The sequence below is a fragment of the Oceanirhabdus sp. W0125-5 genome (assembly GCF_027938815.1).
Classification (GTDB): Bacteria; Bacillota; Clostridia; order Clostridiales; family Clostridiaceae; genus Oceanirhabdus.
Genome location: NZ_CP115913.1, coordinates 5308512 through 5330912 on the forward strand (window position 1 = coordinate 5308512; position 22401 = coordinate 5330912).

Genomic DNA, 22401 nt, shown 5'->3' on the forward strand with positions numbered 1-22401 from the left:
AAATCCCAGCAACCAAGGACTCCCCCTTGGCTACTAGGATTACTCTAACTTACCATTTCTTCTTCAAACTGGCTATTATAAAGATTTGCATAAAATCCATTCTTAGCTAACAACTCTTCATGAGCTCCTTGCTCTACAATATCTCCATTATTCATAACCAATATTACATCAGCGTCACGTATTGTTGATAGACGGTGTGCAATAATAAAGCTTGTTCTATTTTCCATAAGATTATTCATAGCCTTTTGAATTTGTACTTCAGTACGTGTATCTACTGAGCTTGTCGCCTCATCTAGAATTAATATCTTAGGATCAGATAATATAGCTCTTGCGATTGTTATCAATTGTTTCTGTCCTTGAGATACATTTGAAGCCTCTTCATTAAGTACCATATTATATCCATCTGGTAACATGTGTACGAAACTATCTACATGAGCAGCTTTAGCAGCAGCTATAACTTCCTCATCTGTAGCATCTAAGCGACCATATCTTATATTCTCCATAATTGTTCCGTTATATAACCAAGTATCCTGAAGAACCATACCAAATTGGCTTCTTAAATCATTTCTAGTAAATTCACGGATATCTTCACCATCAACAAGGATAACTCCTGAGTTAACATCATAGAATCTCATAAGAAGTTTAACCATTGTTGTTTTACCAGCTCCTGTTGGTCCAACAATAGCAACTTTTTGCCCTGGCTGTACCTCTGCTGAGAAGTCATTTACTATTATAGTATCTTCCTTATATCCAAAATGAACATTCTTAAACTCTACATGTCCTTTAACATTATCTACCTTAACTGGTTTTGCTGCTTCTGCAACTTCCTCTGTTTCATCTAAGAATTCAAAAACACGTTCTGCCGCAGCTGCTGTTTGTTGAAGTACATTAGAAATATTAGCAAGCTGTGCTATTGGTTGAGTAAAGTTTCTTACATATTGTATAAATGCTTGAATATCCCCAATTTGTATAGTTCTCTTCGCTGCAAGCGCACCACCTAGTACACACACTGCAACGTATCCAATATTACCTACAATGGTCATAACAGGCATCATCATACTAGATAAAAACTGTGATTTCCATGCAGTCCCATATAATTTATCATTCATCTCATCAAACTTTTTAGTACTTTTTTCTTCACAGTTGAAAGCTTTAATAATTAAGTGCCCACCATACATTTCTTCAATATGTCCATTTACATTTCCAAGATAATCTTGTTGTTTCTTAAAATACTTCTGTGAATGTTTTACAATGAACATTACCGCAATCATAGAGACTGGGATAATACAAAGAGCCACTAAGGTCATCAAACCACTTATTCTGAGCATCATAATCAATACTCCAATTACAGTTGTAGCTGAAGTAATAATCTGAGATAAACTCTGGTTAAGTGTTTGATTAACTGTATCAACGTCATTAGTAATACGTGATAGTACTTCTCCATGATTTGTACCATCAAAATATCTTAAAGGCATTCTATTTATTTTTTCCGATATATCTTTACGCATTTTATAACTTACTTTCATTGAAACACCTGTCATTATGAATCTCTGAATATAAGAGAATAAAGCACTTAATCCATATAAACCTACTAGATATATTATAATTCTACCAATAAATGCGAAATCAATCCCATCTGATGCTCCTGATATTTTACCCATAACCCCTTCAAAAATCTTAGTTGTTGCCTCACCTAATAATTGGGGTCCATATATGGCAAAACCTGCACTTGCCATGGCAAATATTATAACAATTACAACAGCTGCATTATAAGCCTTTATATAAGATAATAATCTTTTAATTGTTCCTTTGAAATTTTTGGCTTTTTCTCCGCCCATTCTCATACCGCCTGGACCATGTCCACCGCCGCCTTTTTTCATTCTTCTATTTACTGCTTTATCTTGTTGGCTCATGACAACTCCTCCTTCGACAATTGTGAAAGGGCAATCTCTTGATAAGTCTCACAATTCTTCATCAATTCATCATGAGTACCTAATCCCACCATCTTACCATCCTCTAGTACAATAATCTGCTCTGCTTTTTTAATGGTAGATATACGCTGTGCCACAATCAACAAAGTACTGTCTCCAGTTTTTTCTTTTAATGCTTTTCTTAGAGCTGAATCTGTTTTAAAGTCTAAAGCCGAAAAACTGTCATCAAAGATAAAAATCTTTGGCTTTTTAACAAGTGCTCTAGCTATTGATAATCTTTGTTTTTGACCACCTGATACATTGCCTCCACCTTGTGCAATATCAGTATCAAACCCTTCTGGTTTGTCATTAATAAAATCTATAGCTTGGGCTATTTCAGCTGATTCCTGCAAGTTTTCTCTAGCTGCATTTTCATTTCCATATTTTAAATTGGATTCTATTGTACCACTAAATAAAGATGCTTTTTGAGGAACATATCCTATTACTTCTCTTACATCATGTTGTTTTAAATCACGAACATCAATATCATCAATTGTTACTTTACCACTTGTAACATCATAAAAACGTGGTATTAAATTCATAAGAGTTGTTTTACCTGATCCTGTTGAACCTATGATAGCTGTTGTCATTCCTGGTTCTGCTTTAAAACTGATATTCTTTATCATATCTTCCTCGGCACCTGGGTATCTGAATGATACATCTTTAAATTCAACAACACCTTTTATATCTTCATTAAAATGTTTTGGTTCCTTTGGATCTACAATTGTTAGTTCTGTTTCAAGTACTTCAGAAATACGCTGTGCAGATACAGACGCTCTTGGTATCATGATAAACATCATTGAAAGCATTAGGAAAGCAAATATTATTTGTAATGCATACTGCATAAATGCCATCATATCTCCAACTTGCATTGTAGATTCCGCAATCTGATGAGCTCCAACCCATACAATTAATAAAGTTACACCATTCATAATCAAATTCATAGCAGGGAATAAGATTGTCATTACCCTGTTAACAAACAAGTTTGTTTTCGTAAGATCTTCATTAGCTTTATTAAAACGTTTCTCTTCAAATTTCTGTGTATTAAAGGCACGAATAACCATCATACCTGATAAATTTTCTCTAGTGACCATATTCAAACGATCCACTAACTTTTGAACCATTTTAAATTTTGGCATAACTATAGAGAATAATATTGCAATCATTCCTAATAAAATTATTACCGCCATAGCAATAATCCATGACATAGAACTATTCTTGCTAGTTGCCTTAATTACTCCACCAATACCTATAATAGGAGCATAGAAAACCATACGGATCATTATTACCATTAAGGTCTGTATCTGAGTAACATCATTTGTACTTCTAGTAATTAATGAAGCAGTTGAAAACTTATCAAATTCACTATTTGAGAATTCAGATACTTTTTTGAATATATTTTTACGAAGATTTCTACCTAATCCAGCCGCTATTTTAGATGCGATAAAACCAACTGTAATAGAACAAACTGCTCCTAGTAGTGAAATCAGCAGCATAATACCACCAATTTTTAATATATAATTTCTTTGTACCTTCTCTGTATCCATTCCTAATTCTTCATAATTCTTTTGTGCTACACTAATTCCAGCTTGAATTGTCATAGCTTCATCCATCATTTGGAACTGTTTATTTCCTTGTTCCATCATTTGCTTTCTTTGTTCTGCTGGCATTTGCCCTAGTACAGCAAACAAGTCTGTACCTGCTGGAATTTTCATACCATTAATCTCAATATCTCCACCTTCAGCATCATCCATCATTTTATTTATACCTTCAACTGATAATAATGCTTTAGCCATTATTGGATCTAATTCATTAACTTCTGATTCATCAATATCTTTTAAAATATAGATTTCTTCTCCATCTAGCTTTTTATAAATTTCTAAATAATTCTCATACTCACTATCAGATGAGTTAATCAACTGATAGTTATTAAGTACTTTTTCTTTATTCTCGTCACTTAAAAACAATATAAGTTTATCCATATCACTTTGTTTCAAAATGTCTGGAACTGAGTGTTCTATTCCACCTTGCTGGATCCCTTTATTCACAATATTAGACATGTAATCCGGCAAAGCCAAATCAGTCATAGCTTGTGCATATAAAAGACCAATTGCAACAAGGAGTGGCAGGATAAACGGTTTTAGAAATTTTACAAGTTTATGCATATTGTTATCTACTCCTCACTATTATTGTCTTCCTTAACTCTATTTAATAATTTATCTAAAATATCTAATCCTGTTAAAACTTGCTCTGCTTCTTCTGGTGTAGCCAATTTCAGAACACTTGATAAGCTATCTTCTACAGTTTTAAATCTATCATTAGCTTCTTTTCTAAAATCTTCAGTTAAATCAACCATTACAACTCTACGATCTTCCTCACTTCTTTTTCTCTCAACAAATTTATTTTTTTCTAATCTGTCAATAATTCCTGAAACCGTGCTGTTAGATAACGCCATTTTCTCACTCAAATCACTTACTTTCATTTGACCATTTCGTACTAGTATTCCTATTAACATGCCTTGTGGAGCTGTTAAATTTAGATCTTTAAATCTCTTATGAAAATTATGTTTCAAAGATTCTTTAACACTTTTGATACTCCTTATAATTTCATAACTTTTGTCTAAATCTTGTATGGTAATCACCCTCTTTAACTTTATTTTGCATTCGTATATCAACCATATAATTATTTCGTATACTATTGTTTCGTATACTATTGTTTCGTATACTATTGTTTCGCATGCAATTATTTCGCATGCTAAATATATTTTAATCCTTTTTCTTGTATATGTAAATCCTATTTTCATCATTTTACATATTGTTCATTTTCTTCACTCTTACATATTTTTTCCATATAGACTAATCTAAATCTATGTATTTAATCATAAATTTAATTTAAAAATAAAAAATATCTTAATGATTTAATAATTAATATAAAATTCATAAATATATAATTTTTTTTATAAAAATAAGTTAATTTCATAATTTTTGAATACCTCAATACTATAACTTTCATTTTTCGTCAATTATTTACAATTCGTACTAATTGTGATATTATGTACATAAAACATACTATAATTCATCATTAATATGTTATATTTAACTTTTTCAGCTCTATTTATTTTACACATTAAGTACTAAGGAGGAGTTATATGCGTAAGAAATCTTTGAAAAAGAAAATGATGGTTTATTTTATATCAGCAATAGGCGTATCATTCTTAGCATTTTTTCTAATAACCATTTTCAGTTCTAAGAATACTATCGATACAGAAACAAATATGAAATTATCTATCATGTCATCTGAAATTAAAGAAAGAATTAACTCGGCTCTTATTGAACAACGAGTAAAAGCAGAAATTGTTGCTAACAGTATACAAACATCATATGAAAACTTGGATGAGAGTCACTTCGAAAATATTCTGACCAAATCAATTTCTCAAAATAGCAGTACTTATGGAATGGGAATATGGTTTGAACCATATGTCTATGACTCAAAAACTTATTATGCTCCTTATGGATATAGAGATGGTGACAAAATATCTTATATGGACTATAGTTCTAATTTTAAAAATTATAAGAGTAACCATAAAGCCTATAAAAAAGAAGATTGGTATATAAAAAGTAGGAATAAAGATAAAATTGCAGTATGGAGCGATGTTTATAAAGACCCAGAAGTTAATACATTGATGGTAACAGTTGCAGCTCCCATGTACAAAGATGATACTTTTATAGGTAATGTAACCTCTCATATTGATTTAAAAAGTTTATCAAAAATGATAGAATCATTAGAAATCGGAACTGCTGGACGAGCCTTTCTTATTGATTCTGCAGGTACATACTTAACTGACAAAAATTCAAAAAAAATTGAAGATCAAATTAATATTTCTAAAGATATCACAGTTGGTCTTGCTGAAAAATCATCTGAAATCTTAGAAAAAAGAACAGGTAACTTCACCTTTGATGATGACGGAGTTAAAAGTAAATTATACTTTATAGAAATACCTGAAACAAAATGGATTGTGGGTATTATATTACCTCAAAAAGAAGTCCATGAGAAGATAATAGGTTTAATAATTACATTATCTATAGTTGCTCTTATTTCAATTTTATTGCTTTTATTTTTTATTATACTTTTCTCTGATAGGATTACTAGTAGAATTAGTAGTGTTAGTAAACTTTCAGAATCAATGGCTACAGGTGATTTAACTTATAAAATAAATATTAAAGGAAATGACGAAATTGAACATATGGCCAATAACTTTAACCATATGTCAGATAAAATCAATACTATTATTCAGAAGGTTGAAGAGAGTCTTAAAGAAGTTCTTACTTCTGCAAAAGACTTAGCAGATATAGCTCAAGATACTCATAAAGAAACTGAAATAATTTCTAGTTCTATAGTCAGTATGTCTGAGGGGGCTGCATCTCAGGATGATATGCTAACCCAATCTGTTGAGTCTGTAAATGAAATGAATAGTGGTGTTGAACAAATTTCAAGCAGCATTCAAGAAATGCTTGCATTTGCTCATGAAACATCAAATATATCAAACATAAATACTAAAGACATTGTTAAAGTAATTAAGAATATGGATGAAATCAATAAAAGCACAGTTGAATCTGCTTCAGAAATTCATAAGCTTGGAAATAAATCAAATGAAATTGGAAATATAGTTTCATTAATTACTGATATTTCAGACCAAACAAATCTACTAGCTCTAAATGCAGCTATTGAAGCAGCTCGTGCTGGGGAACAAGGTAAGGGATTTGCAGTTGTTGCTGAAGAAGTTAGAAAATTAGCTGAGCAATCAAGTGAAGCTGCTTCAAATATAAGTAATCTTATTGGAGAGATTCAAACTGAAATAAAAGATGTTGTAAAATCAATGGACAAAAGTACTTCTATTGTGCAAGAAGGAACTACCCTTGTTCGTAAGTCTGAGAAGGCATTTATAGATATAAACTCTGCAATCTCTAAAATATTTGATCAAATACATGAAATATCCTCTGTTACTGAGGAACTATATGCTACAAGTTCAAACGTGAGCGATAGTATGGTATGTATCTCTAATATATCAAAAGACGCAATGAATAATACTGAAGAAGTATCTAGCAATTCTGAAGAACTTCTTTCTTCAATGAATTTAGTTTCAGAGTCAGCAGATAAATTAACAACACTTTCAAATGAAATTAAAGAAGCATTTGCTTTCTTTAAAACTAAGTAATATAACATAGTTAATTTAAAATATATAGAGATTTAAGTTTCACTATAGAATCTCTATATAAGAAATTAAACCCAAGGTTGATTCATATGGTTTATACCATTATTATCATCCTTGGGTTTTAAAGTATGTTGTTATATCCATCAGTATATAGTTATAGAATTACTTTAGTAAATATCCTCTTCTTCATCATCTAATCTTTCGCTTATAGTTTCATTTATAATACTTACTAATTCTTCTCTAGTGAGATCACCAATACAAACCTCCTGATTTTCGCCTCTTAATTCATCTTCAAAATCATTTAGCAAATATTCCTGTGCTTTGTGTATTCTATCATTAACAACTGATTGCTTAATATATATTTCTCCATCTTTCTCAATGCAATGCTCTTCATTAAAGGAGCCATCATCATGAACATCAAGTATACTAAGAGGAAATATTGTATTGTTATAAATATGGTCTTTAATATAATCGATTTGCTTTTCTGTAAAGTCTCTCATTCTTATCACTCCTTATATTCTTATGATTACAATTTACATATTCACTTTGTTTATACATTGGTATTCTTTGCAATTATAGCTACTTATATTCAAGAACTTTGAAATAAAATTAGCAATTTTTATCAGCTCAAATATTGTTAAAGATGATACAATAAATGTGGGGGTGGAAAAATGAATTATATAGATCACATACAAATGGCCATTGAGTATATAGAAAATAACCTAAGAAATGATATTAGCTTAAGTAATTGCGCAAAAATTGCAGGTTATTCTGATTATCATTTTTTAAGAATTTTTAAAGAAGCAACAGGAATAACACCCGGGAAATATATAAAGCGAAGAAGAATCAGTGAAGTTGCAAAACTCATAATGAAAGATGATTCGTATATGTTTAAAGCAGCATATGAGGTTGGTTTTAACTCCTATGAGAATTTTCTTCGAGCTTTTAAAACAGAGCATCAGGTAACCCCCAACGAATATAAATTAAATGATAACAGTTTACTTCTATATAATAAAATAGATCTATACAACCTTAGAGATGAAAGAAATAATCCTTCCCTTATACCTGAAATAGTGCAATTACCTTCCATTGAACTATATGGACACCTCCATAAGTCCTCATTTAAAACTTCCTTGCAGGATATACCTAAGTTTTGGAATAGGTATAACTGCAATAAATTAGGAGAAAAACTACATCCTAACGAGGATAATACAAAAAGATATGATTATGGAATAGCTATAATCGATCATGAAAAAAAATCATTTGAATACTTCATAGGTGTTAAGAGTCTTAAGAATATACCTAATACTCATCATATTACAATACCAGCCGGAACCTATGCATCATTTATGACTCCAACTGCCGATAGTTTCACTTTTGTAGATACCATTCACAAAACATGGAAATATATAAATGAATGGTTTAAAACAAGTGAATATATTAGACTGAAGGGATATGAATTTGAAAGATACTGTGAAAAAAGTCGCACATATAGCGAAGAGATATTAATTCCCGTTAAAAAGGCACAACGTGCCTAAAAACAAATGGAGAATTGATAATGTAGAATGGAGAATGATGGATGATTTTCACTTTGGTGAAAATCTATATCTATTGTTCTTTAAGACAAAGGAGAGATAATTATGAAAAATATAAAACTATCTTGGAATGAGGGAATCTTTGACCCTACTGGGTTCCTTCACTCATTTATAAAGTCAATAGCATTATCATTGAAATATAGTAACTTAACTCAATCACCAGAAGATATTGTTGCTACAACAGGGTTTGCCTTTAGAATGTGGGCTCACAAAAACCTCTGTCCTAGTGCAATGAGCATTTTTGATTTCTCATTATTAAAAACGGCCCTTGAGAATGGTGGTTTCTCTTGCCAACATATAAGCAGATTGTGGGATGAAGAAAATCTTGAACACTCTAGAAGAACAGAGTCGGTCCAAGCTATAAAAAACTCCTTAGAAAATAATACTCCACCTGTAGTATGGGATGTTGGTATTCCTGAATGGGGTCTTATCACAGGATATAATGATGAATCTAAAAAGTTCACATACCTTTCAATAACAGGTGATGTTGATGAGATGGATTATGATAACCTAGGACGAGGTGAAATACCTATTCTCTCTGTCACAATCCCAACAGGAACTACTAATAAGAGTGAAATAGATATACTTAAAGATACAATTAAAATGATTATTGAACATGCAGATGGGAAAGAATGGTCTGATGGAAATACTTCTGGTCTTAAGGCATATGATGTAATAATTGATTATATCACCAATACACACTCTGAATCTCTTGATGTTTTTTCAATGAAATATTACCTAGGTACCTATGCTTCATTAAGATATTATGCTTGGAGATACACGGATAAGATGAGCTTAAAATATACAAAACTAAAGCCAGTAGCTGAAGGTTATAAAAAAGTTTTTGAATTGTTGAAATCAACATATGATTTGTTAGTTGAATCATCTAATTTAAATGAAATTAAGAATATTATTATTACTAATATATCTAATGCTAGAGATGAAGAGACAAAATGCGTAGACACCCTAAAAACAAATGTATAATTGATAATGTATAATGGATAATGAATGTGGCTTCTGCTTACGCAGAAGCTATATTTTTTTGTTCTTTTAACAACATTTTCTATTAAGATAAAATATTGTATAATATAATAAGAGTAATTGATGCTTAAAATATTTGTTTATGAAATAAAGGATGTATAAGTGAATCAAATAATAGTAAAATATTGTGGAAATGGAGTGATATGCAATGTCTGAAAGTAATGTTAAATTAACAAATTTATGTCCAGTTTTTATATCCGAAAATGTTAAAAGAACAGTAAAGTTTTATGTTGAAAAACTTGGATTTAAATTTGCAACACATTATGATAAAATTGATAACTTTGCAACAATATATAGAGATTCTATTGAATTTGTAATTGTACAATCAAAATTCGGAAAAATTGAATCAAATACAAAAAGATATGGTGCTGGTTATGATGCATACATTGATACAGACACAGTTGGTGGTGTAGATATAATCTATGAAGAATTTAAATCAAAAGGTGTTAACATAGTATCAAAACCAAGAAAAACGGATTATGGAACTTATGAATTTGTTATAGAAGATATTGATGGAAGATTGATAGGTATAGGACTTATTTATAATAATCAAATTTATTTCGAAAATTCAGATATAAAAATCTAACAATTTACTTTATAAGATTTAAAAGTTAGAAATTTTTAATACTAATTATTCTTCTTTAATGAACGCTATAAAGATATTAATTGTTACATAAAAAAAGAGGTGACTCTGTGAATATTCAAGAACCAAAACTAAATATAAAAAGTTTAACTTGTTTTCTTATTTCATTTACAACATTTTTAATAGGACTTTACAAATTATTATTTTATAGACCTCATGAGACTTTAAAAAAAGGTATCAATAGCTATGGTTTTAAATTCAGCACTACTGAATTACTTCTAAATACCCAAAGAGCAACTGCTCTGTTCACGATCACACTTATATTCTTACTTTTGGGATTTTGGTTTTCATTGACTGCTAGAAGAAAATAATAAATTAATTTTCACTTATGCTATATTAATAATCAATAAAAAGAACTTGTAATCAAAAGATACAAGTTCTTTCTTATTATCAATATATTTAACCTACAATGTTTCATTCAAAATGAAACGAGTAAACTCCTCTTGTTCCTTAAACAATACAATTAAAATTTCTCGAAGAGAAATGTCCATCATTATCCATTATCAATTATACATTATACATTATGTTTTAATCCAGGTTCTATCTCTTATTCATAGTCTCCTTCAAGTACTTACTCTTTGAAATATGGTAGAATATAATCTGTATTATAATATATAACCCTATCATTAATGATGTATTTAACATGATCTTATCATAAACAGCCTGTGGCGATAAAACTATACTTATACTGAAAGCTCCTAAGAATCCCCCTAATAGAACTGGTATAAAATACAGTATCTTTAATTCATTACATACTAACTCTTTTAGTTCTTTATCTGTCATACCCATTTTTCTTAGTTTTAATAATCTCTCTCTATCATCATTTACTCCTGTAAGTACTCTGTAGTAAAGTACTATTCCACTTGCTATCAATGTTAAGAATCCTACGAAAAAGAATATAAATAAAGTTACTCCATAGATTTGAATAGGTTCAAATCTTTCTTCTTCAACATATATTGGTCTTAAATCATTTATATATTCAATATTAGAATCATTATATACGGGACGTTCTCCCTTCGTTCTATTCCAGAAATTTTCATCTAACTGATTTTTACTCTTCAACAGTTCAACTACCCCATTGAATATCTCATCTTTATTCTCCTTAATATTTATCTTTTGATATATTTCAACTTTATCTTTAAATTCAGCTTTAATTCTCTCATAATCCTCATGATCAACAATAAAAGCTTCCCCACTATTAATTGCTGAATTATAATATTTTATGCTTAAAGGGGCAAATTCATAAGGAGTATTGTTAGGCTTTAACGTGAAATTTGTATAGTCATTTACAACATTTTTAAATTCCTTTTCAGATATTCTACATTCCACAACATTAGGACTTAGACGTTCATATAAGTCATTCCCATGTTCAGTTATTACAATCTCATAATTATCTCTCTTAGCACCTCTCATTGAACTAGATGGATTAACAACCTCCATAAATTCTCCTGGCTTAATATCAAACTGAGTATTCATATGTTGGTTATAGTTTCTTTCACTTATTATAGGAAACGAAAATGATTGGATTACTACCTTCTCTTCACCTTCATATTTATACACATCCATAGGCACATATTCTATTTTTGAATAACTTTCAAGCTCTCCTCCTGCTGCTCGTATTACATCTCTCAACTCTTTTTCAGATACTATATTGTATTTTGATGTCTGAACAAACATAATATCATTAAAGAAGTTCTTCTCAAATACGTCTGGTGCTGTAGCATACATGTTATATCCAAACTGTATCAAAAATATCGCTAATGAAGTTAATAAGGATACTACAAAAAGCATTGTTCTATAATTCTTTACCCTATACGATAAATTAGTAAGAAGAAGAATTTTCTTATTATATAGATCTGGAAATCTCTTAAAAATATTCTTTATAGACTCTATGAAATTACCAATCACCATGTAAAGACCAATTAATATTATTGTAGGACATATCCAAGCAATTAACTTCAAAGTTAATGTACTTTCATATATGTATCTAGACTTTACACTCTGTAATATTATTAATGAAATCACCATTAAAGTAAACCATACAATTCCTGTGTACTTTCTCTTCTCCATCATATCACTCTTTAATGATGCTTTAATCATCTCAACTATTGATATCTTGGATATTGCTCTCTTTCCCAAAAGAGTACTGAATAAGAATATCACTCCAAAAATTCCAACTGTTACTATAACACTCTGATAATTTAGGTTAAATTTTAATCCATCTAGCATCATTATCTTAGAAAATAACATATAATATAATCTTGAAAAAATCATTCCTGAAATCAAACCTACTAATAAAGAGCTACCCACTATTATTACGTTTTCAAAAAAGACCATTTTCTTAATATTCTTCTGTGTCATTCCTAGTATCATATACACTCCAAATTCCTTGCCCCTATATTTGATAAATGCTGTCACAGTGTAAGATATAAAAACAACTAAAAAGATGATAACTCCCGCATATCCTGTCTTCAGGGCATTTCTCGCACTGCGAGGAATCATTGAAGTAAGTTGTTTTTCATACATTAGATTGCTATACATGAAAAGGATCATAATAGCAAAGCTGTTAACTAAGAAAAATGAAAGATACTTTTTAAAATTAAACTTAATATTATTTAAAATTATACTGTTAAATGTCATCTTCATTACACCCCCATTAAAACACTTTGAACTTCTAATATCTTATCAAAGAAAGCCTTCCTGTCTCCATTTGATACGATTTCCATCTCTAATTGACCATCTTTTACGAATATAACCTTTTTACAGAAGGATGCAGCAAAAGCATCGTGTGTTACCATAAGTACTGTACTATTAAGTTCTTCATTAAGTTTTGAAAGAGTTGTCATAATACTATTTGAAGATTTTGAATCTAAATTACCCGTTGGTTCATCTGCTAAAATTAATGCTGGTTCATTTATCAAGGCTCTAGCAGCCGCCGCTCTCTGTTTCTGTCCCCCAGAAATATGGAAGGGATATTTTTCCCCTATCTTATCTATTCCAAAGTAATTCATTAAATTGTTTAATTTTTTGTCTATAACAGATGCTTTAACATTATCTACTATAAGAGGTAATGCAATATTTTCTTTAATAGTTAAACTATCTAGTAGATTAAAATCTTGGAATATGTATCCTAAATTTTTTCTTCTAAAATAAATTAGTTCTTCTTTTCTCATTTCACAAATGTCTTTTCCATTAATGAAGACTTCCCCAGATGTTGCATTATCAATTCCTGAAATTACATTTAACATAGTTGTTTTACCACTTCCTGAAGGTCCCATTATTCCAATAAATTCACCTTTCTCTACTGAAAGACTTATTCCATCTAGAGCAGTTACCTTTTCTGCATTTTTGTACGCGTTATACACTTTAACTAAACTTTTTATATTTAATACTTTCATTTAATTCACCTCGTTTATTTGATAACTCTATTATAAACCTCCATAAACTTCCAATAAATCGATTACCATTACAATACCTTTCATTCTTGAAAGGTATTTCAGACATAGAAAAAAACTCAATCTCTGCGTCACTAAGGTTCTCTGTGCTGCTCGAGTACTACTTGTACACCGCGCTGCTCGTTCACCTCGTTCCTTGACCTTGAGCTTTTTCTATGCCTGAAACTCCTACAATACAAAAATTATATTTATTACTTTTCAATGAATTAAAAATATCAAAAGATACTCTTAGGTTTGTTAAAAGTGATTATAACTGTAGTTCCTATATTCTTTTGAGATTTTATTTCTACTTCATGATTAAGCTTTTCAGATATTTTTTTAACCATATATAATCCTATTCCAGTTGAATTACTGTACCTTCTCCCATTATTCCCAGTAAAGAAAGGTTGGAAAACGCGAGATATATCCTCTTTATCCATACCTATTCCTTGGTCTTCTATAACAAGTGAAATACTATTTTCATTTCTTTCAGCCCAAATATTTATAAGTTTTTTTTCATTTTTAGGTGAGTACTTTATAGCATTGGACATTATCTGTTCAATTATATAGCTGCACCATTTAAGGTCTGTATACACTATTATTTCCTTATCTATATTTACCTTTGGAAATACCCCATGATATATAAAATCCCGTTTTTTAGAATTAACTACTTTTGAAACCATATTATATAAAGATATTTCATTGATAGCGTAGTCTTTTGAAAAATCATCTAACCTTAATACATTAAGACCATTTTCCAAGTTATATTCCAGTTTCTTATTTTCCTCTTCAATGTCATGGAGAATATTTTCATCTATCTCTCCATTAATACCTTTTTCACATGCTAGTCCAATAACTGTACTTGAAGTTTTCATGTTATGTATCCAATGTGAGAAAAAAGATAACTTTTCATTATATTTATTCTCTAGTTTATATATCTTCTTAATATAATGTCTATGTACCAATCTAATTGTCTGCAAAGATTTATCTCCATTTGGATCTTGAAAATCTGGACTTGTTTGTGCAATATAAAGTTTTTTATAAAATTGCCTACATAAAAAGAATTCAACAATTATATAAACAATAATTACAACATTGCTTAAAATAAAGGGATATATTATATCTCTTGTCCCCATAAGCAAATAATAAAATGATAAGATTATAAAAGTATTTATGTAATATACCATAATACTTCTTTTACATTTTTTTAGTACCTCAACTAAAATTTCTTTGAAAGACATATCCGACACCTCGTTTTGTGATAATTACATTCTCTAATCCTAAATTACTCAACTTCTTCTTTGTTCTAGTAATGTTTACCGTAAGAGTATTATCATCAACAAAACTTTCATCATCCCAAATTGCTTCTAAAAGCTCTTCTCTTGTAATTACTTTGTCTATCTTTTTCATAAAAACCTTAAGAAGTCTATATTCATTTTTAGTGAGTTCCATCACTTTATCCCCATACTTCAGCTTCATGCTTTGACCAAACATGACTAGCTCCCCAACTTTGATCTCATCAGATAGATTATTTTGTGAGTTTCTTTTAATTATCCCATTTATCTTAGCAAATAGAATTCCCATACTGAATGGCTTAGTTATATAATCATCTGCTCCAAGTTCAATTCCCCTTATCTGTTCACTCTCTTCACTTCTAGCAGATAAAATAATCACAGGAAACTTATATTTCTTTCTAATTAATCTTAAGTAATACATTCCATCAAACTTAGGAAGATTAATATCTAATATAATCAAATTAGGCTGTACCTCATCTATTTCATCCATAACATTATCAAAATACTCAATGGTATAAACATCAAAGTCATACGCTGAAAGATATTCAGTCATATATTTTATTAGTTTTACATCATCTTCAATAATCATTATTTTTTTCATACTCTCCCCCACTTTCTATAGACAATCCATAGTTAAACTTTATTTATACGTATCTCAAAATCATAGTGTTTCTATGATTTTTGAATATGTATAAATTTACTTTTAACTTGGATTCTATATATATCTAATCATACCACCAAAATTATCCTTTTTTCAATATTTATGGATTAACATTCTTATTTCTCGTAACTTTTAACGTAACTAGCAGAAATTTCCTATCTTCTATAAGTGGGAGATGAATGCGTAATCTTAATACTTTTACATGGATAAAAAATCATAAATGTGAAATAATAAGAATGAATGTTCTTATTATTCGTTATGATTGTATTGAAAAGTAAAGGTGTTGAAAGTAATGAAAATCAACAAAGCATATAAATTCAGAATGTATCCAAATGAAAATCAAATAAAGATTATTGAAAAATCTTTTGGTTGTTCAAGATATGTATATAATCATTTCTTAAACCAAAGGAATGAAATATACAGAACAACAAAATCAATTACCAAGTATGAAAAAAGAACTTGTATGGCTTAAAGAAGTTGATAGTACATCACTGCAGATGTCACTAAGAAATCTTGATGCTGCATTCAAAAATTTCTTTGAAGGTAGAGCAGACAGACCAAAATTCAAAAGTAAAAGAGACAACTATAAAACATATACAAGTAATTTTGTGAATAACAATATTGAAATTAAAAAAGATAAAATAAAACTTCCTAAATTGAAATATGTTAATGCAAAAATTCATAGATATGTTGAAGGTAGAGTAATAAACGCTACTGTTTCTAAAACATCAAGTGGTAAATATTTTGTATCTATATGTGTTGAAACAAAGATAGAGCCATTAAAAAAAGTATCGGGGAATGTTGGTATAGATTTAGGGATATGTCATTTTGCAATATTATCAAATGGTGAAAAGATTGAAAATCCTAAGTATCTAAAAAAGTCATTAGATAAATTGGCAAAGGAACAAAGAAAATTAAGTAGTAAAGAAAAAGGCAGTAACAATTGGAATAAGCAAAGAATAAAGGTTGCTAGACTACATGAACGTATATCTAATCAAAGATTAGACTTCATCCATAAGCTATCTAAAAGAATTATAAGCGATAATCAAGTTATAATTCTTGAAGATTTATCAGTTAAAAATATGATGAAGAATGATAAATTAGCTCAAAGTATTTCAGATGTAAGTTGGTATAAATTTGTTACTATTCTAGATTATAAAGCAAAATGGCATGGAAGAAAAATTCATAAAATAAATAGATGGTATCCGTCATCTAAAACATGCAATAATTGTGGTCATGTTTTAGATGAAATGCCACTGCATATAAGAAAATGGAAATGTCCTAAATGCGATAGCATTCATGATAGGGATATAAATGCCAGTAGGAATATCTTGAAGCAAGGGTTATTAGAAATAGCCTAAAAAAATAAGAACCGTAGGTCTTACGGGGATTGCCTGTGGAGAAAGTAGATTGCGAAATCTGTGAAGCAGGAAAAGTTCTTGGATATACCAAGAAGCCCCCACTTCAGCGTGAGTAAGTGGAGGGAGAGTTCACTTAGAGGCTTGAGTTCTTGGCCAAATAAGAATATAAACTCATGGCCAACGGCTTATGCTTATTATAATGATATTCCATTTAAAATATTCAAATCCAAGTGGGTAGAGGCAAACATTACAGAACCATCAGGTTATATCATAGATGCAAATAATGAAGGAATTAAGGTCGCTACCAATAACGGTATTCTTATTATAGAAATATTACAGTTTCCAGGTGGGAAACCTCTTGAGGTAAAAGAATTTTTAAAAGGAAATAAAATAGAAAAAGGCATTGTATTATCATAATCATAATTGATTAATGGTCTATATAGAACTACAATATTATGATTATTGGTTCGTAATATTCTTATTTAATACATTAAACAAAGAAATTAATTGTTACACAATCTAAATAAAAAAGGCGTACAATATGTACGCCTAAAACCAAATTTAAAATAGATATTCGAAAAATAATATAATTAAAATTTCTCGAAGAGAAATGTCAATCATTCTCCATTTTCAATTATACATTATCCATTAATTTTATCTAGCTTGCAGGATGCTCACCAAATTCAGTATTTATAATCCCCTCTAATTCACTTTGAGGAACGCTTAATTCAATGAATTCTTTAGCACTATCATCTAAAGGCATATAATAGAATACTACATTATCTCCATTAAAATAAACACGGATTCCTTCTGCTTCTAATCCACCTTCGATTCCATTATCAATAGCTTTTTGATTTAGAATTTCTCTTACTTTTTCACCATCTTTAACTAAATTATTATAAGAAATTTCATTTGTTGAAGAGATGTCCAGATTAACACTTCTTTGAACTGTAACGTCACCAATTCCCTCCATTTTAGCAGTACCTTTGAATACTACACTAAGAATATTTTCATCCATTCGTGTAATTTCATAATCGATTTCAACATCAGAATAACTTTCGCTATTTTCATATGACTCTACGATTTTTCTAAGACTCTGATTAATATAATCCTTAGAAAGTTCACCTGGGAACTCATTAATTTGAGGATAGTTTACTTTTATGTTTCTCTCCTCATTCTCTAAAACTTCTCCTTTTAGAGAGTAATTTAAATCAGATTTATTTTCATCAGATTTTTTATTTCCTTCTGCATTTTTATTAGATTCTTCTTGTTGTATTTGCTTTTGATTTTGTCCATTATTTGCTGTAGCCTCACTGTTACCACATCCAGATAAAACAAGTCCAGTACCTAATAATACTGCTGCAATAATTGCTTTTGTCTTCATCTTGTAACCTCCTGAAAATTTAAGTATACTGTAGGTCTCTTGCCTACAATCTATATTATATAGATTTTTTTTCTATCTACATTACAGTTAGGTTACAATGGAAAAATTTTTTATTTAAATATATATAGCAATAATTATAAATCCCACAATCAATCTATATATTGAAAACACCTTCATGGGCTTTTTCTTTAGATAGCTTATAAACTTGTCTACAACTATCAAGGCTACTAAGAATGCTGTAATAAATCCAACAATAAGTACAAATATATTATTAGCTGTCAACTCTACTGATGTAGTTAGTAACTCATATCCTGTAGCCCCTACCATTACTGGTAATGCTAAAAAGAATGAAAACTCCGTAGCAGCATATGTTGAAAGTCCTGCTATCCATCCCCCTATTATAGTAGAAGCTGATCTAGACATCCCAGGCCATAAAGCCATACATTGAGCAATTCCTATTATTATTGCTTGTTTATAGGTAACATGATTTATATCTCTAGAAACTTTTCTATCCCTTGTTCCTCTTTCCAATATAATCATTAGTATAGCACCAACAACCAAGGCAATTCCTACTGGTAATGGTTTAAATAAGACTTCTTCTATTTCATCCTTAAATAATACACCTAATACTCCAAAGGGTATTACAGCAATAAAGATAGGAATCCAAAATCTCCACCCTTCTTTCTCAAATTTTAAAAAAGATATTACAGAAGTAAAAATCTTCTTCCAAAACAACACAACAATAGCTAATATGGCTCCTAGCTGTATTACAACAATAAACAAGTTTGAAAATGCTCCATCAAATTTTATAAAATCACTTACTATGATCATATGACCTGTTGATGAAACTGGTAAAAACTCAGTAATTCCCTCAACTATACTGATAATTATTGCCTTAATTATTATGATAAAAAACTCCATATTCTCCTCCTTATACATACATTAAGAAATAGCAAGTCATGAGTTTATTCTGGATATCTATGACTTGTTATTTCTTTTATATTACATTTATGCTTTTCCTTTATTAGTAACAACTTTTATGAATTTATTAATAGCAAGTAGATAGAATAACATATATACCAATGCTAAAAATACTATAGATATACTAGCAGGTATTATAAGATTTTTAGTCATGATCAAGGCTAATACCCTTAATGCAACGATTGCATGTATACTTCCTGCCACTAATGGTAAAATACACTGTATCGCTCCTTGTTTTATTGCTGTACTCCAAATCTCATTTTTAGTTACTCCAATATTCATAAGTCTAATATATTTTTCCTTATCCATATATGCTTCAGTTATTATATTGAAGTAAACCATTACTCCTGATGCAACTATAAAAACTAATGCAAGTACCCCACCAAGGAAGAAGTATACCTCTAACTCTTTAAATCTATTTTTATCTAAAGATTCTTGTGATAATGCTGCAACTTCTTCTTTACTTTCTTTAAATTTATGTGTTATTCCATTTGTAATGTCTTTTAACTTTTCTCTATCTTCTATATTTAAACCAGTGTATCTATATTCCTTGAATAATTCCTTGTACTTCTCATAGTCTTCATCTCTCATAACCAATGCAGGTAAATTAGCTAGTTTCCCAAATATAGGTGCATATATACTCTTCTCTATATCTAAATGAATACCTTTTGAATTTACATGATTTTCTTCAACAAGACTAGCCATTACCCCAGGTTTCATTACTAAAGTAACCAAATCTTCTCCTATCACAACTTTAGATAGAATCTTATCAGCTTTCTCTCCTTCTATAGCTCTAACTATTTTCTCAAAATCAGAATACTTAAGAGAAAAATAATCTGAGAAATGAAAGGTATTTGAATTTTTATACTCCTCAACATTTGCTTCATCTATATGCAGTCCATCTAATGTTACTGAAAAATCAATGTTATCTTCACTTTCTTTTATTACTTCTTTAATTTTATTGGTGATTCCCTCATGCTTCTCTGCTTCTGACATAAATGCTAAATGAAAAGGTGCTTCATATCTTTCTGTAAGTTCAACATTATATTTAATAGAGTAACATGTACCAAATGCAGTTATTGCAGAAGCTACCAATATTGCAACAGCGGTAAGACTCTTATAATTTTTTCTTATCCTGAATGCTAAATTTGAAACTGCAATTATATTTGTTCCTCTATAAAATATATTCTTTTTCTTCTGCAACCACTTAATAACTCCTGGTATCAGCGCTTGGAATAACCAGAATGTCCCCCAAACAATCAATCCAATAACTATAGGAATTTTTGCTACCAAATAAGGATCTATTTTATAAGAGACATAATAATATGCCCCTCCTAATATTATCAATGATAATATCCCTTTAATAATGCTCACCTTCTGTGGTTTATCTTCCATCTTTGATGCATTGAAAAGCTGTATCAGTTTACTTCTATTTATGTTTATATATCCTCTGACTGATGCTGCTATGAAAAATAAAAGGAAGAATCCTGCTGTCTCTGTAATACTCTCTATTGACAAGAAAAAGCCAATCTTAACATTCCCAATAGCCACAGTTGCTAATGCCATTAAAAATAACTTATTAATTAATATTCCTCCTATTATTCCTAGGCAAAGAGCAGTTAATCCCATAGATATTGATTCTATAACATATACCCTTCCAATCTCTTCTGTTGTAACTCCCATAAAACAATACATTCCTATTTCTTTCTTTCTCTGTTTTAAAAATATTGTATTTGAATACCAAACAAAGAATGCCAAAAACAAAATCAATAAAAAGGCGGCTGCTTTTGATGCCCCTGCAGCTGCATAATGAAGTGAATCTGAACCAAGAGCCTCTGGATTATATTTTAAAGTAGCAAAATTATAGTATATCGCTATGGAAAAAATCATAGCTAACATATGAACACTATATGCTCTAATATTATTCTTAAAATTACTTCTAGCTAAATTATACGCACTCATTCTGAACCCCTCCAAGAGCTCCCATTAAATCAATTATTCTCTGGAAGAATTCTTTTCTTGATGTGTCCTTATCAAGCTTTGCATGAATTTTACCATCCTTTAGAAATAAAACCCTCTTGCAATAACTTGCAGCAAATGCATCATGTGTAACCATAATGACTGTAGTTTTAAAATCCTCATTCATTCTAACTAGACTCTTTAAAAGATCTGCTGAAGATTTAGAATCCAATGCTCCTGTTGGCTCATCAGCCAATACTAACTTTGGTTCAGTGATAAGTGCTCTTGCTGCAGCAGTTCTCTGCTTTTGTCCTCCTGATAGTTCATAAGGATATTTATTTAATTGATCATCAATCCCGAAAAAATTACTGATTTTCTTTACTCTTTCTATTATCTTTTTACTATTCTTCTTTCCTAAAGCAAGTGGCAATGCAATGTTATCCATAATTGTCATATTGTCTAGCAAATTAAAATCCTGAAATATAAATCCTAACTCTTCTTTCCTATAGTTAGTGAGTGCTTTTTTATTTAACTTTAAAATGTTATCACCTTTATAAAAAATTTCTCCTGTAGTTGGTGTATCTATAGTTGATAATAAATTTAACATTGTAGTTTTTCCAGATCCTGAAGGACCCATAATAGCAACGAAATCACCCTCATTAATTTCTAGATTAATACCATCCAATGCCTTATACTTAACCCCTCTGCTTCCATATATTTTTGTTATATTTTTTACATCCATTATTGTATTCATAATTAATACCTCCAAACTTGCTATTTTTATAACACTTAATTAACTGTTAACTATATGATACAGCTTTACCGACTTCTATTCCATATTTTAGAGTTACAGTTTCATATTGGT

19 protein-coding genes are annotated in these 22401 nt (G+C 29.8%); 7 read left to right on the top strand and 12 right to left on the bottom strand.

The window, feature by feature from the left end:
• Positions 1-44: 44 nt before the first annotated feature.
• From OW730_RS24640 to OW730_RS24650, 3 genes are read right to left on the bottom strand one after another with little or no spacing between them, the layout of a single operon-like run.
• Complete coding sequence (locus OW730_RS24640) at positions 45-1913, bottom strand: ABC transporter ATP-binding protein (protein WP_271226703.1); 1869 nt, start codon at positions 1911-1913, stop codon at positions 45-47.
• A complete protein-coding gene (locus OW730_RS24645; protein ID WP_271226704.1) occupies positions 1910-4135 on the bottom strand; it encodes an ABC transporter ATP-binding protein in 2226 nt (741 codons plus the stop codon). Before OW730_RS24645 ends, OW730_RS24640 begins: the two co-directional genes overlap by 4 nt.
• Before the next feature lie 8 nt (positions 4136-4143).
• Positions 4144-4773 (bottom strand): MarR family winged helix-turn-helix transcriptional regulator, encoded by a 630-nt coding sequence (locus OW730_RS24650; protein ID WP_271226705.1) that lies wholly within the window; start codon positions 4771-4773, stop codon positions 4144-4146.
• 345 nt (positions 4774-5118) lie between these two features.
• Between OW730_RS24650 and OW730_RS24655 the strand changes: the two genes are divergently transcribed.
• Positions 5119-7185, top strand: a complete 2067-nt coding sequence (locus OW730_RS24655; RefSeq protein ID WP_271226706.1) for a methyl-accepting chemotaxis protein — start codon at positions 5119-5121, stop codon at positions 7183-7185.
• Between the two features lie 164 nt (positions 7186-7349).
• Here the strand turns inward: OW730_RS24655 and OW730_RS24660 are convergent, their stop codons facing one another.
• Positions 7350-7682, bottom strand: a complete 333-nt coding sequence (locus OW730_RS24660) for a hypothetical protein (RefSeq protein WP_271226707.1) — start codon at positions 7680-7682, stop codon at positions 7350-7352.
• A gap of 171 nt (positions 7683-7853) precedes the next feature.
• Between OW730_RS24660 and OW730_RS24665 the strand changes: the two genes are divergently transcribed.
• From OW730_RS24665 to OW730_RS24675, 3 genes are all read left to right on the top strand, one after another.
• Positions 7854-8720 carry an AraC family transcriptional regulator gene (locus tag OW730_RS24665; RefSeq protein WP_271226708.1) on the top strand — a complete coding sequence of 289 codons (867 nt, stop codon included), beginning with the start codon at positions 7854-7856 and terminating at the stop codon, positions 8718-8720.
• Positions 8721-8822: 102 nt separating this feature from the next.
• Positions 8823-9761: a hypothetical protein gene (locus OW730_RS24670; RefSeq protein WP_271226709.1), complete on the top strand. Its 939-nt coding sequence runs from the start codon at positions 8823-8825 to the stop codon at positions 9759-9761.
• 205 nt (positions 9762-9966) lie between these two features.
• Positions 9967-10404, top strand: coding sequence for a VOC family protein (locus OW730_RS24675; protein WP_271226710.1), 438 nt, complete (start codon positions 9967-9969; stop codon positions 10402-10404).
• A 597-nt stretch (positions 10405-11001) separates the two neighbouring features.
• Here the strand turns inward: OW730_RS24675 and OW730_RS24680 are convergent.
• From OW730_RS24680 to OW730_RS24695, 4 genes are all read right to left on the bottom strand, one after another.
• The gene (locus OW730_RS24680; protein WP_271226711.1) at positions 11002-13101 is read right to left on the bottom strand and encodes an FtsX-like permease family protein; all 2100 of its coding nucleotides are present in this window, start codon (positions 13099-13101) and stop codon (positions 11002-11004) included.
• Between the two features lie 5 nt (positions 13102-13106).
• A complete protein-coding gene (locus OW730_RS24685) occupies positions 13107-13859 on the bottom strand; it encodes an ABC transporter ATP-binding protein (protein ID WP_271226712.1) in 753 nt (250 codons plus the stop codon).
• 272 nt (positions 13860-14131) lie between these two features.
• A complete protein-coding gene (locus OW730_RS24690) occupies positions 14132-15136 on the bottom strand; it encodes a sensor histidine kinase (RefSeq protein WP_271226713.1) in 1005 nt (334 codons plus the stop codon).
• On the bottom strand, positions 15111-15791 hold the full coding sequence (locus tag OW730_RS24695) for a response regulator transcription factor (RefSeq protein WP_271226714.1): 681 nt from the start codon (positions 15789-15791) through the stop codon (positions 15111-15113). Before OW730_RS24695 ends, OW730_RS24690 begins: the two co-directional genes overlap by 26 nt.
• Positions 15792-16143: 352 nt before the next feature.
• On the opposite strand from OW730_RS24695, the gene OW730_RS26885 reads away from it, so the two are divergent.
• Genes OW730_RS26885 through OW730_RS24705 form a run of 3 tightly spaced genes read left to right on the top strand, consistent with a single transcriptional unit; the run spans position 16144 to position 17629 of the window.
• The gene (locus OW730_RS26885; protein ID WP_333781243.1) at positions 16144-16323 is read left to right on the top strand and encodes a helix-turn-helix domain-containing protein; all 180 of its coding nucleotides are present in this window, start codon (positions 16144-16146) and stop codon (positions 16321-16323) included.
• Positions 16298-17212, top strand: a complete 915-nt coding sequence (gene tnpB, locus OW730_RS24700) for an IS200/IS605 family element RNA-guided endonuclease TnpB (RefSeq protein WP_333781244.1) — start codon at positions 16298-16300, stop codon at positions 17210-17212. Before OW730_RS26885 ends, tnpB begins: the two co-directional genes overlap by 26 nt.
• A 60-nt stretch (positions 17213-17272) precedes the next feature.
• Positions 17273-17629 carry a hypothetical protein gene (locus OW730_RS24705; RefSeq protein ID WP_271226715.1) on the top strand — a complete coding sequence of 119 codons (357 nt, stop codon included), beginning with the start codon at positions 17273-17275 and terminating at the stop codon, positions 17627-17629.
• 241 nt (positions 17630-17870) lie between these two features.
• Here OW730_RS24705 and OW730_RS24710 read toward each other — a convergent pair whose 3' ends face one another.
• From OW730_RS24710 to OW730_RS24725, 4 genes are all read right to left on the bottom strand, one after another.
• Positions 17871-18596, bottom strand: a complete 726-nt coding sequence (locus OW730_RS24710; RefSeq protein ID WP_271226716.1) for a hypothetical protein — start codon at positions 18594-18596, stop codon at positions 17871-17873.
• 114 nt (positions 18597-18710) lie between these two features.
• Positions 18711-19517: an undecaprenyl-diphosphate phosphatase gene (locus tag OW730_RS24715; RefSeq protein WP_271226717.1), complete on the bottom strand. Its 807-nt coding sequence runs from the start codon at positions 19515-19517 to the stop codon at positions 18711-18713.
• Between the two features lie 87 nt (positions 19518-19604).
• Positions 19605-21539 (bottom strand): ABC transporter permease, encoded by a 1935-nt coding sequence (locus OW730_RS24720; protein WP_271226718.1) that lies wholly within the window; start codon positions 21537-21539, stop codon positions 19605-19607.
• Positions 21526-22290 carry an ABC transporter ATP-binding protein gene (locus OW730_RS24725; RefSeq protein ID WP_271226719.1) on the bottom strand — a complete coding sequence of 255 codons (765 nt, stop codon included), beginning with the start codon at positions 22288-22290 and terminating at the stop codon, positions 21526-21528. The genes OW730_RS24720 and OW730_RS24725 overlap by 14 nt, the downstream gene beginning before the upstream one ends.
• Between the last annotated feature and the right edge of the window lie 111 nt (positions 22291-22401).

Coding starts and splice junctions, on each gene's coding strand:
- OW730_RS24645 (WP_271226704.1), bottom strand. CDS start 4,135: ATGCATAAACTTGTAAAATTTCTAAAACCGTTTATCCTGCCACTCCTT.
- OW730_RS24640 (WP_271226703.1), bottom strand. CDS start 1,913: ATGAGCCAACAAGATAAAGCAGTAAATAGAAGAATGAAAAAAGGCGGC.
- OW730_RS24695 (WP_271226714.1), bottom strand. CDS start 15,791: ATGAAAAAAATAATGATTATTGAAGATGATGTAAAACTAATAAAATAT.
- OW730_RS24660 (WP_271226707.1), bottom strand. CDS start 7,682: ATGAGAGACTTTACAGAAAAGCAAATCGATTATATTAAAGACCATATT.
- OW730_RS24685 (WP_271226712.1), bottom strand. CDS start 13,859: ATGAAAGTATTAAATATAAAAAGTTTAGTTAAAGTGTATAACGCGTAC.
- OW730_RS24680 (WP_271226711.1), bottom strand. CDS start 13,101: ATGACATTTAACAGTATAATTTTAAATAATATTAAGTTTAATTTTAAA.
- tnpB (WP_333781244.1), top strand. CDS start 16,298: ATGAAAAAAGAACTTGTATGGCTTAAAGAAGTTGATAGTACATCACTG.
- OW730_RS24650 (WP_271226705.1), bottom strand. CDS start 4,773: ATGAAAATAGGATTTACATATACAAGAAAAAGGATTAAAATATATTTA.
- OW730_RS24690 (WP_271226713.1), bottom strand. CDS start 15,136: ATGTCTTTCAAAGAAATTTTAGTTGAGGTACTAAAAAAATGTAAAAGA.
- OW730_RS24710 (WP_271226716.1), bottom strand. CDS start 18,596: ATGAAGACAAAAGCAATTATTGCAGCAGTATTATTAGGTACTGGACTT.
- OW730_RS24725 (WP_271226719.1), bottom strand. CDS start 22,290: ATGAATACAATAATGGATGTAAAAAATATAACAAAAATATATGGAAGC.
- OW730_RS24720 (WP_271226718.1), bottom strand. CDS start 21,539: ATGAGTGCGTATAATTTAGCTAGAAGTAATTTTAAGAATAATATTAGA.
- OW730_RS24675 (WP_271226710.1), top strand. CDS start 9,967: ATGTCTGAAAGTAATGTTAAATTAACAAATTTATGTCCAGTTTTTATA.
- OW730_RS26885 (WP_333781243.1), top strand. CDS start 16,144: ATGAAAATCAACAAAGCATATAAATTCAGAATGTATCCAAATGAAAAT.
- OW730_RS24665 (WP_271226708.1), top strand. CDS start 7,854: ATGAATTATATAGATCACATACAAATGGCCATTGAGTATATAGAAAAT.
- OW730_RS24670 (WP_271226709.1), top strand. CDS start 8,823: ATGAAAAATATAAAACTATCTTGGAATGAGGGAATCTTTGACCCTACT.
- OW730_RS24655 (WP_271226706.1), top strand. CDS start 5,119: ATGCGTAAGAAATCTTTGAAAAAGAAAATGATGGTTTATTTTATATCA.
- OW730_RS24715 (WP_271226717.1), bottom strand. CDS start 19,517: ATGGAGTTTTTTATCATAATAATTAAGGCAATAATTATCAGTATAGTT.